Here is a 13,468-nt window from a genome sequence, read left to right as displayed (position 1 = left end):
CCCGGCGCAGAATCAGGTGGCAAAGAAAAAGTCGTCAAAATCATCCAGCGACTCGTCCTGATGGAAGATTTTCACCAGTTCGTTTTTGCTGTTTTCAAGGTGGTTCCAGGATGCCTGACGGGCTTGTTCAGCATTACGCTTCTGTAGAGCGAGGAAGATAGAGCGGTGATCCTCAACCCACATCATGCGTAACTCTTTTTTATGCAGGTAGTGGTAATTCAGGCGTTTCCAGCGGGGGTTTTCCGTTCTGACGGCTCGCCAGAGCTCTGCGGATTGCTTCATCAGCACGCGGTTTTGCGTCGCCTCGGCAATAATATTGTGGAACTGCCGATCCAGCTCTTCGAATTTGTCGCTATCACCGTCAATCAGCTTAACCTGCTGGGCAATGATTCGCTTAAGCTCGCGTAGCTCATTCAGCCTGATCTGCGTTGCGGCAAAACCGGTAATATTGCTCTCGATAACCTGCCGGGCCTGAAGCAGTTCGAAAGGGCCGATATCAGAATAGGGCAAAAGAGCTTTTTGATTTAACTTTTCAGGGCTATCAATGAAATAGATGCCAGCACCCTGACGAACTTCCACCACGCCCTTCAGCTCAAGCATGATAATAGCTTCACGGATTGTGGTTCGACTGGTGTTAAAACGTTCTCCGAGCTCTCTTTCCGAAGGAAGCCGCTCTCCTGCTTTAAACACCCCAGAATAGAGCAGCTCCTCTATCTGGAGACCAACATCATAATAGCGCCTTTTAGTGATCGCCTGTTCCATGCTTACGCCTATAAAAAACCGACAATTCAACCCGATGATAGTGTGAAGCAAGCTAATCCGCGCCTTCCCGTAAGGAAAGCGCGGAGGCAGACTTAGATATCGATGTTCGCCGCTTTCAGCGCGTTCTCTTCGATGAAGGCACGACGTGGTTCAACCGCATCGCCCATCAGGGTAGTGAACAGCTGGTCCGCTGCAATCGCGTCTTTTACGGTAACGCGCAGCATGCGGCGACTCTCTGGATCCATGGTGGTTTCCCACAGCTGATCCGGGTTCATTTCACCCAGACCTTTATAACGCTGAATGGAGAGGCCACGACGGGACTCTTTCACCAGCCAATCCAGCGCCTGCTCGAAGCTGGCAACCGGCTGACGGCGTTCGCCACGCTCGATAAAGGCATCGTCTTCAATCAGACCGCGCAGCTTCTCGCCCAGAGTACAGATACGACGGTATTCCGCACCGGTCACAAACTCATGATCCAGTGGGTAGTCGGTATCCACACCGTGGGTACGCACACGGATCACCGGCTCGAACTGATTCAGTTCGCTGTTCTCGTTCACGTCGAACTTCCACTGGCTACCGTGCTGCTCGTTCTCGTTCAGATCGGTCACCAGGGTGTTCACCCAACGGGTCACGGCCTGCTCGCTGCTGAGGTCGGCTTCGGACAGCGTCGGCTGATAGACCAGCGCTTTCAGCAGCGTGCGCGGGAAGCGACGCTCCATGCGGCCAATCATCTTCTGGGTAGCGTTGTACTCAGAGACCAGACGTTCCAGCGGTTCACCCGCCAGCGCCGGGGCGCTTGAGTTAGCGTGCAGGGTCGCGCCATCAAGGGCGATAGCGATCTGGTACTGATCCATCGCTTCGTCGTCTTTGATGTACTGTTCCTGCTTGCCTTTCTTCACTTTGTACAGCGGCGGCTGGGCAATGTAGACGTGGCCACGCTCAACGATTTCCGGCATCTGACGATAGAAGAAGGTCAACAGCAGCGTACGGATGTGCGAGCCGTCGACGTCCGCATCGGTCATGATGATGATGCTGTGATAGCGCAGTTTGTCCGGGTTGTACTCGTCACGGCCAATGCCGCAGCCCAGGGCGGTGATCAGCGTCGCCACTTCCTGAGAAGAGAGCATCTTGTCGAAGCGCGCCTTCTCAACGTTAAGGATTTTACCCTTCAGCGGCAGGATCGCCTGGTTCTTACGGTTACGGCCCTGCTTCGCAGAACCGCCCGCGGAGTCCCCTTCCACGAGGTACAGTTCGGACAGCGCCGGGTCGCGTTCCTGACAGTCTGCCAGTTTGCCCGGCAGGCCTGCTAAGTCCAGTGCGCCTTTACGACGGGTCATTTCACGGGCTTTACGTGCCGCTTCACGGGCGCGCGCCGCGTCGATAATTTTGCCGACCACGATTTTGGCGTCGGATGGGTTTTCCAGCAGGTATTCGCTCAGCAGTTCGTTCATCTGCTGTTCAACCGCCGATTTCACCTCGGAGGAGACCAGCTTGTCTTTGGTCTGAGAGGAGAATTTCGGATCCGGCACCTTCACGGAGACAACAGCAATCAGGCCTTCACGGGCATCGTCGCCGGTGGCGCTGACTTTCGCTTTTTTGCTGTAGCCTTCTTTATCCATGTAGGCGTTCAGGGTACGGGTCATCGCCGTACGGAAGCCAACCAGGTGTGTACCGCCATCGCGCTGCGGGATGTTGTTGGTAAAGCAGTAGATGTTTTCCTGGAACCCGTCGTTCCACTGCAGCGCAACTTCCACGCCGATACCGTCTTTTTCGGTAGAGAAATAGAAGATATTTGGGTGAATTGGCGTTTTGTTCTTGTTGAGATACTCAACGAACGCCTTGATGCCGCCTTCGTAGTGGAAGTGGTCTTCTTTGCCGTCGCGCTTGTCGCGCAGGCGGATAGAGACGCCGGAGTTCAGGAATGACAGCTCGCGCAGGCGTTTGGCGAGGATATCGTATTCAAACTCGGTGACGTTGGTGAAGGTTTCATGGCTTGGCCAGAAACGGACCTGAGTCCCGGTTACGTCAGTTTCACCGGTAACCGCCAGCGGAGCCTGCGGTACGCCGTGCACGTAGGTTTGCTGATGCACTTTGCCTTCGCGACGGATCAGCAGTTCCAGCTTCTGCGACAGGGCGTTAACCACAGAGACACCCACACCGTGCAGACCGCCGGATACTTTATAGGAGTTATCATCGAACTTACCGCCTGCGTGCAGGACGGTCATGATAACTTCCGCTGCAGATACGCCCTCTTCCGGGTGGATACCGGTCGGGATGCCACGGCCATCATCGGTTACGGAGACGGAGTTGTCGGCGTGGATCGTCACCACGATGTCTTTACAGTGACCCGCGAGCGCTTCGTCGATAGCGTTATCCACAACCTCAAATACCATGTGGTGCAGACCGGTGCCGTCATCCGTGTCGCCGATATACATACCCGGGCGCTTACGCACCGCATCCAGCCCTTTCAGGACTTTGATACTGGAGGAGTCATAAGAATTCGACATCAACGTTTCTCGCTCATTTATTCTTGGGTTAATCCGTTATTTTACCCTTTTCCACGGTGAACATCTTCGAATTTTTGTCCGACATGTCCATTACGTGTTCAGCGCTAATCGCACTGACGAAAACTTGTGACTGCGTGGCTTTTAAGCGGCTGGCAAGCAGTCCGCGCCGCGCGTCGTCAAGTTCCGAGGCAAAATCATCAATCAGGTACAGGCAGCGTCGCCCACTCTCACGGGTTAAAAACTCGCCCTGCGCCAGGCGCAGCGCACACATCAGGAGTTTGAGCTGCCCGCGTGATAAGGTGTCTTCTACCGGCGCACCGTCGGCACGAATGCGGAAATCCGCCTTGTGCGGGCCGTGTGCCGTGTAGGTCAACATGCGATCGCGCTCGAAGCTTCGCTCCAGCACCTCGGCATAGTCGGTCTCCTTCTCCCAGCCGCGCTGGAAGGAGAAGCTTAAAGAGAACTCGGGTAAAAACTGTTGGCAGGTATCTGCCATATCCTGCGCGATCCCGGCGCTGTACTCGGCGCGCCAGCGGCTGATCTGCTCCGCCAGTGGGATCAGCTCTTTGTCCCACGCCCGCAGTTGGGCATAGCGGGTTACCTGGCGTAGCGCGGCATTGCGCTGCTTGAGCAGCCGTTTAAGGTTGCTCCAGGCGGTAAAGAAGCCTGCTTCGTTATGGAAGCATCCCCAGTCGAGGAAGGCTCTTCTGTATTTGGGGCCGCCGTTGAGTAAAGTAAACCCCTCGGGGGTGATCAGCTGCATCGGCATCATCAGTGCCAGTTCGGCCACTTTGTGCCCGTCGGTGCCGTCGATGCGCACCTTGCTGTCGCCATGCTTGTCTTTGGTCAGACCGATAGCCGTTTCGTGATCCTGGCCCTGCAAACGCCCATGTAAAATGAACGCTTCCTGCTCGTGGCGAATGACGCGGCCAATCTGCAAACTGCGAAACGCCCGACCATGGCCGAGCGTATAGATGGCTTCCAGGACGCTGGTTTTGCCGCTGCCGTTGGCGCCAACCAGGAAATTAAAGCCGGGAGATAAAGCAAGATCCGCGCTTTCGATATTGCGGAAATCTTTAATTAAAAGGCGCGTCAGTGACATATCTGGGTTTCTTCGGCCAGGGCGTAATCGGCGCAGCCAGTTTCAACGCGGACTGCGCACAGACCCTGAAGCGTACACGGAGTACGTGACAGGGGCGAGCACAGCCCAGGTTGAAAGTGGCAAGTAAGATAGCCCGATAGTTATCACTACAGTCTCATTGGCATGACAACATAAGCAGCCGACTGTGATGCGGCATCTTCAATCTGTACGCTCGACACGGAATCCGTCAGCAGAATACGCACGTTTTCGCATTTCAGTGCGTTCAGCACATCCAGCACGTAACTGACGTTAAAGCCGATTTCCATTTCGGTGCCCGCCGCATAGGTGACATCGAGGATCTCTTCGGCTTCTTCCTGCTCCGGGTTGTTAGCCGTAATCTTCAGCTGGTTTTCGCTGACATACAGACGCACGCCGCGGAACTTCTCGTTAGAGAGGATCGCCGCACGAGCAAAGGCCTGCTTGAGAATATCGCAGCCCGCTTCCAGCGTTTTGTCCGGGTTCTTCGGCAATACGCGGCGATAGTCCGGGAAGCGACCATCCACCAACTTAGAGGTGAAGATAAAGTCACCGACATGCGCGCGAATGTTGTTGCTCCCAATCTGCACGCGCAGCGGGGTTTCGCCGCCGTCGAGCATACGCATCAGCTCAATCACGCCTTTACGAGGCACGATCACCGAATGGTTCGGCAAGCTCACGCCAATCGGCATGGAGCAGACCGCCAGACGGTGGCCGTCGGTGGCGACGGTACGCAGCTCTTCACCTTCGGTTTCGAACAGCATGCCGTTTAAGTAGTAGCGAACGTCCTGATGCGCCATCGAGAACTGGGTGGCTTCAATCAGGCGCTTCATGGTTGCCTGCGGCAGGGTGAATTCGACTTCGCTCTGCCAGTCATCGAGGTTCGGGAAGTCGATAGCCGGGAGCGTGGAGAGCGAGAAGCGGCTGCGGCCGGAGCGCACCAGCATGCGATCGCCTTCCAGCTGCACGGCAATCTCTGCCCCTTCAGGCAGGCCACGGCAGATATCAAAGAACTTACGCGCTGGAACAGTGGTAGCGCCCGCTTCGTGAGGCTGAGAAAGCGTCACGCGTGCGACCATTTCCATCTCGAGATCGGTGCCGGTCAGCGACAGCGTGCCGTCTGCGACCTGTAGCAGCAGGTTACCGAGAATAGGCAGCGTCGGGCGGCCGCCTAAGGGGCCACTCACCTGTTGCAGCGGTTTTAATAAGTGTTCACGTTCAACGGTAAATTTCATAGCGTCACGAAGATAATGTTCTGATTAAATTGGAGAAGTCTTCTTTTATGTCGTGGCTTTCTTCACGCAGCTGCTCGATCTTACGACAGGCGTGCAGCACGGTGGTATGGTCACGGCCACCAAAGGCATCACCGATTTCCGGCAGGCTGTGGTTGGTGAGTTCCTTTGCCAGCGCCATCGCCATCTGACGCGGTCTCGCCACCGAGCGGGATCGACGTTTGGACAGCAAATCCGCCACTTTAATTTTGTAGTACTCCGCCACCGTCTTCTGAATATTGTCGATGGTGACCAGTTTTTCCTGCAATGCCAGCAGATCGCGCAGCGCTTCACGCACGAAATCGATGGTGATCGCCCGTCCGGTGAAGTTGGCATTGGCGATGACGCGGTTCAGTGCGCCTTCCAGCTCACGAACATTGGAACGCAGACGCTTGGCAATAAAGAACGCCACCTCACCCGGCAGACGAATGTCGTTCTCGTCGGCCTTTTTCATCAGGATCGCCACGCGGGTTTCCAGTTCCGGCGGCTCGATCGCCACGGTCAGGCCCCAGCCGAAGCGGGATTTCAGACGATCCTCAACCCCGTTGATCTCTTTCGGATAACGATCCGAGGTCAAAATGATCTGCTGATTGCCTTCCAGCAGGGCATTGAAGGTGTGGAAAAACTCTTCCTGAGATCGTTCTTTATTAGCAAAGAATTGAATGTCATCGATCAGCAGCGCATCAACGGAGCGGTAGTAGCGTTTAAACTCTTCGATCGCGTTGTTTTGCAGGGCTTTAACCATGTCCTGAACGAAGCGCTCGGAGTGCATATACACGACTTTGGCATTCGGCTTACGCGCCACGATGCCATTGCCAACCGCGTGCAACAGGTGCGTTTTACCCAGACCGGTGCCGCCATAGAGGAACAGCGGGTTATAGGCGCCGCCCGGGTTATCCGCCACCTGACGGGCCGCCGCGCGCGCCAGCTGGTTCGATTTACCCTCGACGAAGTTATCGAAGGTGTGTTTGACGTTAACGTTGGAGCGGTATGTCGGCTCCGCCGGGGCCGGCACGTTGTCCCAGCCTGAACGCGGCGCTGGGGCGACGCGCGGCATGTGAACCTGCGCGGTTTGCGCGGGTGCTGCGGCGACGTTAACGGTCTCTTTAAGGGTTTGGGTGACCGGCTTTGTGCCCACTTCAAAACGCAGCTGTGGGGCATCGGTACCGCAAAATTCGTTCAGCAGTCCATTGATGTTATTAAGGTATTTGTCCCTTACCCAATCGAGCACAAAACGGTTTGGCGCATACAAAGCCAGCGTGTTATCGCTCAGCTCCGCCTGCAACGGGCGGATCCACATACTGAATTCTGTGGCTGGTAACTCATCCTGCAATCGGGCAAGACACTGCTGCCAAAGCGAAAGTGACACGGCGGACTCCACTCGAACATAAAAAGAAAGCTATTGAATAGTCATGATTGTAGACACACGTCGAAAAGACCCGGCGTTAAGGGGGACGTGCGAACCGCTATTTGCGGTTTTTGCCCGACCAGGATCCTGGGATCCGATCAGGACCGCGGATCATAGCTTAAACTGAGCCAGAGATCTTCTGTTTCTCACAGTTTCTTCCCGATTTATCCACAGGAGGATCGAAACGGGGTAAGTGTAAACGATCCTGAGGATACGCCCCCACGATTTAGGCCGCATATTGGAAAAATTAATGAGTAAAGACGATTTTTTGCTGAAATGATCTAACGAAGATCCTGGACGATCCTTGCGATTTGCCCTGGAGGCCGTATAATTCCCCACCCGGCGCGTGGGACTCTAAGACCTGCGTCTGACGCTGTTCAATTTGCACGCTAAAAACGTGCGGAAAGACGCGGGAAATAAGGAAAGAGAATTGACTCTGGAGTGTACAATTATTACAATCCGGCCTCTTTAATCACCCATGGCTTCGGCGTCCATTGTTCGTTATTCGTTCGGACTCCACAAAAAGTCATTGAATTTATTCAAGTTTAGGTAGAAATCGCCATGAAACGCACTTTTCAACCGTCTGTACTGAAGCGCAACCGTTCTCACGGCTTCCGTGCTCGTATGGCTACTAAAAATGGTCGTCAGGTTCTGGCACGTCGTCGTGCTAAAGGCCGTTCACGTCTGACCGTTTCCAAGTAATTAAGCTAACCCCTGCGTGGTTAAGCTAGCATTTCCCAGGGAGTTACGTTTGTTAACTCCCACTCATTTCACTTTCGTCTTCCAGCAGCCACAACGGGCTGGCACGCCGCAAATCACCATCCTCGGCCGCCAAAATTCGCTGGGGCATCCCCGTATCGGTCTCACTGTCGCCAAAAAAAATGTTAAGCGTGCGCATGAACGCAATCGGATTAAACGTCTGACGCGTGAAAGCTTCCGTTTACGTCAACATGAACTGCCTTCAATGGATTTCGTGGTGGTGGCAAAAAAAGGGGTTGCCGACCTCGATAACCGTGCTCTCTCGGAAGCGTTGGAAAAATTATGGCGCCGCCACTGTCGCCTGGCTCACGGGTCCTGATCGGCCTTATCCGGGTCTATCAACGCCTGATTAGTCCGCTACTCGGGCCACACTGCCGTTTCACGCCAACATGCTCAAGCTACGGAATTGAGGCATTGCGCAGGTTTGGAGTGATAAAAGGCAGTTGGTTGACGGTGAAACGCGTATTAAAATGCCACCCTTTACACCCAGGTGGAGACGATCCCGTCCCTCCAGGACCTTTTGATACCAGAGAACACTAACGATGGATTCGCAACGCAATCTTCTTATCATCGCTTTGTTGTTCGTGTCTTTCATGATCTTCCAGGCTTGGGAGCAGGATAAAAATCCTCAACCTCAGCAGCAGGTCACGCAGACAACGACCACCGCAGCGGGTAGCGCCGCCGACCAGGGCGTACCGGCCAGTGGCCAGGGTAAACTGATTACGGTTAAGACCGATGTGCTTGAGCTGACTATCAACACCCGTGGTGGTGATGTTGAGCAGGCGCAACTGGTAACTTACCCGAAAGAGCTCGGTTCTAACGAGCCGTTCCAGTTACTGGAAACCACGCCGCAGTTTATCTACCAGGCACAGAGCGGCCTGACCGGTCGTGATGGCCCGGATAACCCGGCTAACGGCGCACGTCCGCTGTATAACGTCGATAAAGATGCGTTTGTGCTGGCTGATGGCCAGAACGAACTCGCGATCCCGATGACTTACACTGATGCTGCGGGCAACACCTTCACCAAAACCTTCACCCTGAAACGCGGTGAGTATGCGGTGAACGTGGGCTATAACGTGCAGAACGCCAGCGCGAAACCGCTGGAAATCTCCACCTTTGGCCAGCTTAAGCAAACCATCGATCTGCCGTCGCACCGTGACACCGGAAGCAACAACTTCGCGTTGCATACCTTCCGTGGCGCAGCGTACTCCACGCCAGATACTAAGTACGAGAAATACAAATTCGACACCATTGCCGATAACGAAAACCTGAACGTCAGCTCAAAAGGCGGTTGGGTGGCAATGCTGCAACAGTATTTCGCGACTGCATGGGTGCCAAATAACGCCGGTTCCAACAACTTCTATACCGCAAACCTGAACGGCGTTGCCGCTATCGGCTATAAGTCTGAGCCGGTTCTGGTTCAGCCGGGTCAAACCGGTACGCTGGGCAGCACCCTTTGGGTCGGCCCGGAAATCCAGGACAAGATGGCCGCTGTAGCACCGCACCTGGATCTGACCGTAGATTACGGTTGGTTGTGGTTCATCTCCCAGCCGCTGTTTAAGCTGCTGAAGTGGATCCACAGCTTCCTGGGTAACTGGGGCTTCTCCATCATTGTTATCACCTTTATCGTTCGTGGCATCATGTACCCGCTGACCAAAGCGCAGTACACCTCCATGGCGAAGATGCGTATGCTGCAGCCGAAGATTCAGGCTATGCGTGAGCGTCTGGGCGATGACAAACAGCGTCAGAGCCAGGAGATGATGGCCCTGTATAAAGCCGAGAAAGTGAATCCACTGGGTGGCTGCTTCCCGCTGCTGATCCAGATGCCAATCTTCCTTGCGCTGTACTACATGCTGATGGGTTCCGTTGAGCTGCGCCATGCGCCGTTCGCCCTGTGGATCCATGACCTGTCTGCACAGGACCCGTACTACATCCTGCCGATCCTGATGGGCGTGACGATGTTCTTCATCCAGAAGATGTCACCAACCACCGTGACCGACCCGATGCAGCAGAAGATCATGACCTTTATGCCGGTCATCTTCACCGTGTTCTTCCTGTGGTTCCCGTCAGGTCTGGTGCTGTACTATATCGTCAGCAACCTGGTCACCATCCTTCAGCAGCAGCTGATCTACCGTGGTCTGGAAAAACGTGGTCTGCATAGCCGCGAAAAGAAAAGCTCCTGATTCTGAGTAGGCCGGGTAAGCGAAGCGCCACCCGGCAAAAAGAGCAGTGATGACAGGGCGGTCTATTGACCGCCTTTTTTATTGCATTTAGAAGAGATAAACCATGAGCCATAACGACACTATCGTCGCCCAGGCAACCCCACCGGGACGCGGTGGTGTGGGCATTCTGCGTATCTCCGGCCAGAAGGCGCGCGAGGTGGCAGAAGCGGTGCTGGGTAAACTGCCAAAGCCGCGCTACGCCGACTATCTGCCGTTTAAAGATACTGACGGAACTGCGCTGGATCAGGGCATCGCGCTGTGGTTCCCCGGCCCGAACTCCTTCACCGGCGAAGACGTGCTCGAATTGCAGGGCCACGGCGGGCCGGTGATCCTCGACCTGCTGCTGAAACGCATTCTGACTTTGCCAGGGCTGCGTATTGCCAGGCCGGGCGAGTTCTCCGAGCGCGCCTTCCTGAACGATAAGCTCGACCTGGCGCAAGCCGAGGCGATTGCCGACCTGATCGACGCCAGCTCCGAGCAGGCCGCACGCTCCGCCCTGAACTCACTGCAGGGTGCTTTTTCCGCCCGCGTGAATCATCTTGTGGAAGCACTTACTCACCTGCGCATCTACGTAGAAGCGGCGATTGATTTCCCGGATGAGGAGATCGACTTCCTCTCCGATGGCAAAATCGAAGCCCAGCTTAACGCCGTGATGAGCGATCTCGACGCGGTACGCGCCGAAGCGCGTCAGGGCAGCCTGCTGCGCGAAGGGATGAAAGTGGTCATTGCCGGGCGTCCAAATGCCGGGAAATCGAGCCTGCTGAATGCTCTGGCGGGTCGCGAAGCCGCAATTGTGACCGACATTGCCGGCACCACTCGCGATGTACTGCGGGAACATATTCATATCGACGGTATGCCGCTGCATATCATCGACACCGCGGGCTTACGCGATGCCAGCGACGAAGTGGAGCGCATCGGTATCGAGCGCGCCTGGCAGGAGATCGAGCAGGCTGACCGCGTGCTGTTTATGGTAGATGGCACCACTACGGCGGCGGTCGACCCGGCGGCGATCTGGCCGGACTTTATTGCCCGTCTGCCAGCCAATCTGCCGATCACCGTGGTACGTAACAAAGCCGACGTCACCGGTGAAACGCTGGGCCTCAGCGATGTGAATGGTCACTCACTTATTCGCCTGTCGGCGCGTACCGGCGAGGGCGTAGATGAGCTGCGCGACCATCTGAAGCAGAGCATGGGCTTTGATACCAGCATGGAGGGCGGTTTCCTTGCCCGTCGTCGCCATCTTCAGGCGCTGGAAGAGGCGGCACAACATCTGGATCAGGGCAAAGCACAACTGCTTGGTGCCTGGGCCGGAGAACTGCTGGCGGAAGAGCTGCGTCTGGCGCAGCAGGCGTTAAGCGAGATCACCGGGGAGTTCACTTCGGATGATCTGCTGGGCCGCATTTTCTCGAGCTTCTGTATCGGGAAATAAGCCCGTTTTGCCAGCTGTTAAAAAGCCGCATAACACTCCTGTTATTGTGGCTTTTTCTTTTTTATATTCTCTGAATAAATAGTAAATATATCGGTTATATTCTCTGTGATTACAATCACAATTAATATCTCTGCACATAGACAAATATTCTCATTAGAATAGTGTAGTAACGTGTCTAATGAGGATAAATCAATGATGATTATCTTAAATACATACATCACGTCTAAGTGGTTCAATATTGACAATAAAATTGTCAATCACCATCCGTAATCTCCCTTCGCCTCTTTTTCTCTATGCAACCTGAACAGACTCATAGTCTGTTTATCCGGTATGCCTGAAATCATTGCGCTTATAAAACCGCAATAGTGCCTCTGCACGCCTCTGTTGTGAGAATTAATCTCGCGACTGCGTGGCGTTATAAATGGCTCAGGTTTGCCGCTTTTTATGGTTATTAAAAATAACCACCAGCATCGCTGCGATAAAAACAGGAATTATATAATGGAAAACTTCAAACATTTACCAGAACCCTTTCGCATCAGAGTTATTGAGCCGGTTAAGCGCACTACAAGGGAGCATCGCGAAAACGCGATTATTCAATCAGGCATGAACCCCTTCCTGCTGGATAGCGAGGACGTGTTTATTGATTTACTGACCGACAGCGGCACCGGCGCAGTCACTCAAAATATGCAGGCCGCTATGCTGCGCGGTGACGAAGCCTACAGTGGAAGCCGTAGCTACTATGCACTGTCCAACGCCGTGAAGGAGATTTTCGGCTATCAATATACCATCCCAACACACCAGGGACGCGGCGCTGAGCAGATCTATATTCCTGTCTTAATCAAAAAACGCGAACAGGAAAAAGGCTTAGATCGCACGAAAATGGTCGCCTTCTCAAACTACTTCTTTGATACCACCCAGGGTCATAGCCAGATAAATGGCTGCACCGTGCGCAACGTCTATATTAAGGAAGCGTTTGATACCGGCGTCCGTTACGATTTTAAAGGCAATTTTGACCTACAGGGACTGGAAAACGGCATCGAGGAAGTGGGTGCGAGCAATGTGCCTTATATTGTCGCGACTATCACCAGCAACTCTGCCGGTGGGCAGCCGGTGTCACTGGCGAACCTGAAGGCGATGTATGCGATTGCCAGAAAATACGATATCCCGGTCGTCATGGATTCCGCGCGCTTTGCAGAGAACGCCTACTTTATTCAAAAACGTGAGGCGGAATATAAAGACTGGAGCATTGCAGAAATCACCCGCGAGACCTACAAGTACGCGGATATGCTGGCCATGTCGGCGAAAAAGGATGCCATGGTGCCGATGGGTGGGCTGCTGTGCATCAAGAATGACGATTATTTCGATGTTTATACCGAGTGCAGAACCTTGTGCGTCGTCCAGGAAGGCTTCCCGACTTACGGCGGCCTGGAAGGGGGTGCCATGGAACGCCTGGCTGTCGGCCTGCATGACGGCATGGGCCAGGACTGGCTGGCATACCGGATTAATCAGGTGCAATACCTGGTCGATGGCCTGGAAGCAATCGGCGTAGTTTGCCAGCAGGCGGGCGGCCATGCTGCCTTTGTGGATGCGGGCAAGCTTTTACCGCATATTCCAGCGGAGCAGTTCCCGGCGCAGGCGCTGGCCTGTGAGCTTTATAAAGTCGCAGGCATTCGCGCAGTGGAAATTGGTTCATTCCTGTTAGGCCGCGATCCGAAAACGGGCAAGCAGTTACCTTGCCCCGCAGAATTACTGCGTTTAACCATTCCACGCGCAACCTATACGCAATCCCATATGGATTTCATCGTCGAAGCCTTTAAGCACGTCAAAGAAAATGCGATGAATATTAAAGGATTAACCTTTACCTACGAACCAAAAGTATTACGCCACTTCACTGCCAAACTCAAAGAAGTTTAACTTCACTCCCTGGGTGGCTAAATAATTTTAGCCACCCGAAAAAAACTATATCAACAACATCAAGCTTGCCACATTGATG

Annotated in this window: 12 protein-coding genes; 7 read left to right on the top strand and 5 right to left on the bottom strand. The window is 54.3% G+C overall.

Annotation, left to right across the window (positions count from 1 at the left end):
* Positions 1–12 precede the first annotated feature (12 nt).
* From ABIE02_RS19245 to dnaA, 5 genes are all read right to left on the bottom strand, one after another.
* Entirely contained in the window at positions 13–762 is a 750-nt protein-coding gene (locus ABIE02_RS19245) for a FadR/GntR family transcriptional regulator (protein WP_130588044.1), read from the bottom strand.
* Positions 763–854: 92 nt separating this feature from the next.
* Positions 855–3,269, bottom strand: coding sequence for a DNA topoisomerase (ATP-hydrolyzing) subunit B (gyrB, locus tag ABIE02_RS19240; RefSeq protein WP_032615543.1), 2,415 nt, complete (start codon positions 3,267–3,269; stop codon positions 855–857).
* A gap of 28 nt (positions 3,270–3,297) precedes the next feature.
* A complete protein-coding gene (gene recF, locus ABIE02_RS19235) occupies positions 3,298–4,371 on the bottom strand; it encodes a DNA replication/repair protein RecF (RefSeq protein ID WP_032615541.1) in 1,074 nt (357 codons plus the stop codon).
* Between the two features lie 146 nt (positions 4,372–4,517).
* Positions 4,518–5,621: a DNA polymerase III subunit beta gene (gene dnaN, locus ABIE02_RS19230; protein ID WP_032615539.1), complete on the bottom strand. Its 1,104-nt coding sequence runs from the start codon at positions 5,619–5,621 to the stop codon at positions 4,518–4,520.
* Between the two features lie 4 nt (positions 5,622–5,625).
* Positions 5,626–7,026 (bottom strand): chromosomal replication initiator protein DnaA, encoded by a 1,401-nt coding sequence (dnaA, locus tag ABIE02_RS19225; protein WP_032615537.1) that lies wholly within the window; start codon positions 7,024–7,026, stop codon positions 5,626–5,628.
* Positions 7,027–7,626: 600 nt separating this feature from the next.
* Here dnaA and rpmH point away from each other — a divergent pair.
* The 7 genes from rpmH (at position 7,627) to tnaA (ending at position 13,389) form a co-directional block, all read left to right on the top strand.
* Positions 7,627–7,767, top strand: a complete 141-nt coding sequence (gene rpmH, locus ABIE02_RS19220) for a 50S ribosomal protein L34 (protein ID WP_003849659.1) — start codon at positions 7,627–7,629, stop codon at positions 7,765–7,767.
* 16 nt (positions 7,768–7,783) lie between these two features.
* Positions 7,784–8,143, top strand: coding sequence for a ribonuclease P protein component (rnpA, locus tag ABIE02_RS19215; protein ID WP_014072458.1), 360 nt, complete (start codon positions 7,784–7,786; stop codon positions 8,141–8,143).
* On the top strand, positions 8,107–8,364 hold the full coding sequence (yidD, locus tag ABIE02_RS19210; RefSeq protein WP_015585463.1) for a membrane protein insertion efficiency factor YidD: 258 nt from the start codon (positions 8,107–8,109) through the stop codon (positions 8,362–8,364). The genes rnpA and yidD overlap by 37 nt, the downstream gene beginning before the upstream one ends.
* Before the next feature lie 2 nt (positions 8,365–8,366).
* The gene (gene yidC / locus ABIE02_RS19205) at positions 8,367–10,007 is read left to right on the top strand and encodes a membrane protein insertase YidC (protein WP_032615531.1); all 1,641 of its coding nucleotides are present in this window, start codon (positions 8,367–8,369) and stop codon (positions 10,005–10,007) included.
* A 103-nt stretch (positions 10,008–10,110) separates the two neighbouring features.
* On the top strand, positions 10,111–11,475 hold the full coding sequence (gene mnmE / locus ABIE02_RS19200; RefSeq protein WP_032615530.1) for a tRNA uridine-5-carboxymethylaminomethyl(34) synthesis GTPase MnmE: 1,365 nt from the start codon (positions 10,111–10,113) through the stop codon (positions 11,473–11,475).
* A gap of 192 nt (positions 11,476–11,667) precedes the next feature.
* On the top strand, positions 11,668–11,745 hold the full coding sequence (gene tnaC, locus ABIE02_RS19195) for a tryptophanase leader peptide (protein ID WP_350028380.1): 78 nt from the start codon (positions 11,668–11,670) through the stop codon (positions 11,743–11,745).
* A gap of 228 nt (positions 11,746–11,973) precedes the next feature.
* Complete coding sequence (gene tnaA / locus ABIE02_RS19190; protein ID WP_032615529.1) at positions 11,974–13,389, top strand: tryptophanase; 1,416 nt, start codon at positions 11,974–11,976, stop codon at positions 13,387–13,389.
* Positions 13,390–13,468: the final 79 nt, after the last annotated feature.

This window comes from Leclercia sp. 1548 (assembly GCF_050435045.1).
GTDB lineage: Bacteria > Pseudomonadota > Gammaproteobacteria > Enterobacterales > Enterobacteriaceae > Enterobacter > Enterobacter adecarboxylatus.
The sequence above is the reverse complement of the archived record's forward strand: the minus strand, read 5'-3'. Positions and strand labels throughout refer to the sequence as shown.

Bases quoted from the DNA above. Each gene is read 5' to 3' on its own strand.
- ABIE02_RS19245 (WP_130588044.1), bottom strand. From the start codon at position 762: ATGGAACAGGCGATCACTAAAAGGCGCTATTATGATGTTGGTCTCCAG.
- gyrB (WP_032615543.1), bottom strand. From the start codon at position 3,269: ATGTCGAATTCTTATGACTCCTCCAGTATCAAAGTCCTGAAAGGGCTG.
- recF (WP_032615541.1), bottom strand. From the start codon at position 4,371: ATGTCACTGACGCGCCTTTTAATTAAAGATTTCCGCAATATCGAAAGC.
- dnaN (WP_032615539.1), bottom strand. From the start codon at position 5,621: ATGAAATTTACCGTTGAACGTGAACACTTATTAAAACCGCTGCAACAG.
- rpmH (WP_003849659.1), top strand. From the start codon at position 7,627: ATGAAACGCACTTTTCAACCGTCTGTACTGAAGCGCAACCGTTCTCAC.
- yidD (WP_015585463.1), top strand. From the start codon at position 8,107: ATGGCGCCGCCACTGTCGCCTGGCTCACGGGTCCTGATCGGCCTTATC.
- yidC (WP_032615531.1), top strand. From the start codon at position 8,367: ATGGATTCGCAACGCAATCTTCTTATCATCGCTTTGTTGTTCGTGTCT.
- mnmE (WP_032615530.1), top strand. From the start codon at position 10,111: ATGAGCCATAACGACACTATCGTCGCCCAGGCAACCCCACCGGGACGC.
- tnaC (WP_350028380.1), top strand. From the start codon at position 11,668: ATGATGATTATCTTAAATACATACATCACGTCTAAGTGGTTCAATATT.
- tnaA (WP_032615529.1), top strand. From the start codon at position 11,974: ATGGAAAACTTCAAACATTTACCAGAACCCTTTCGCATCAGAGTTATT.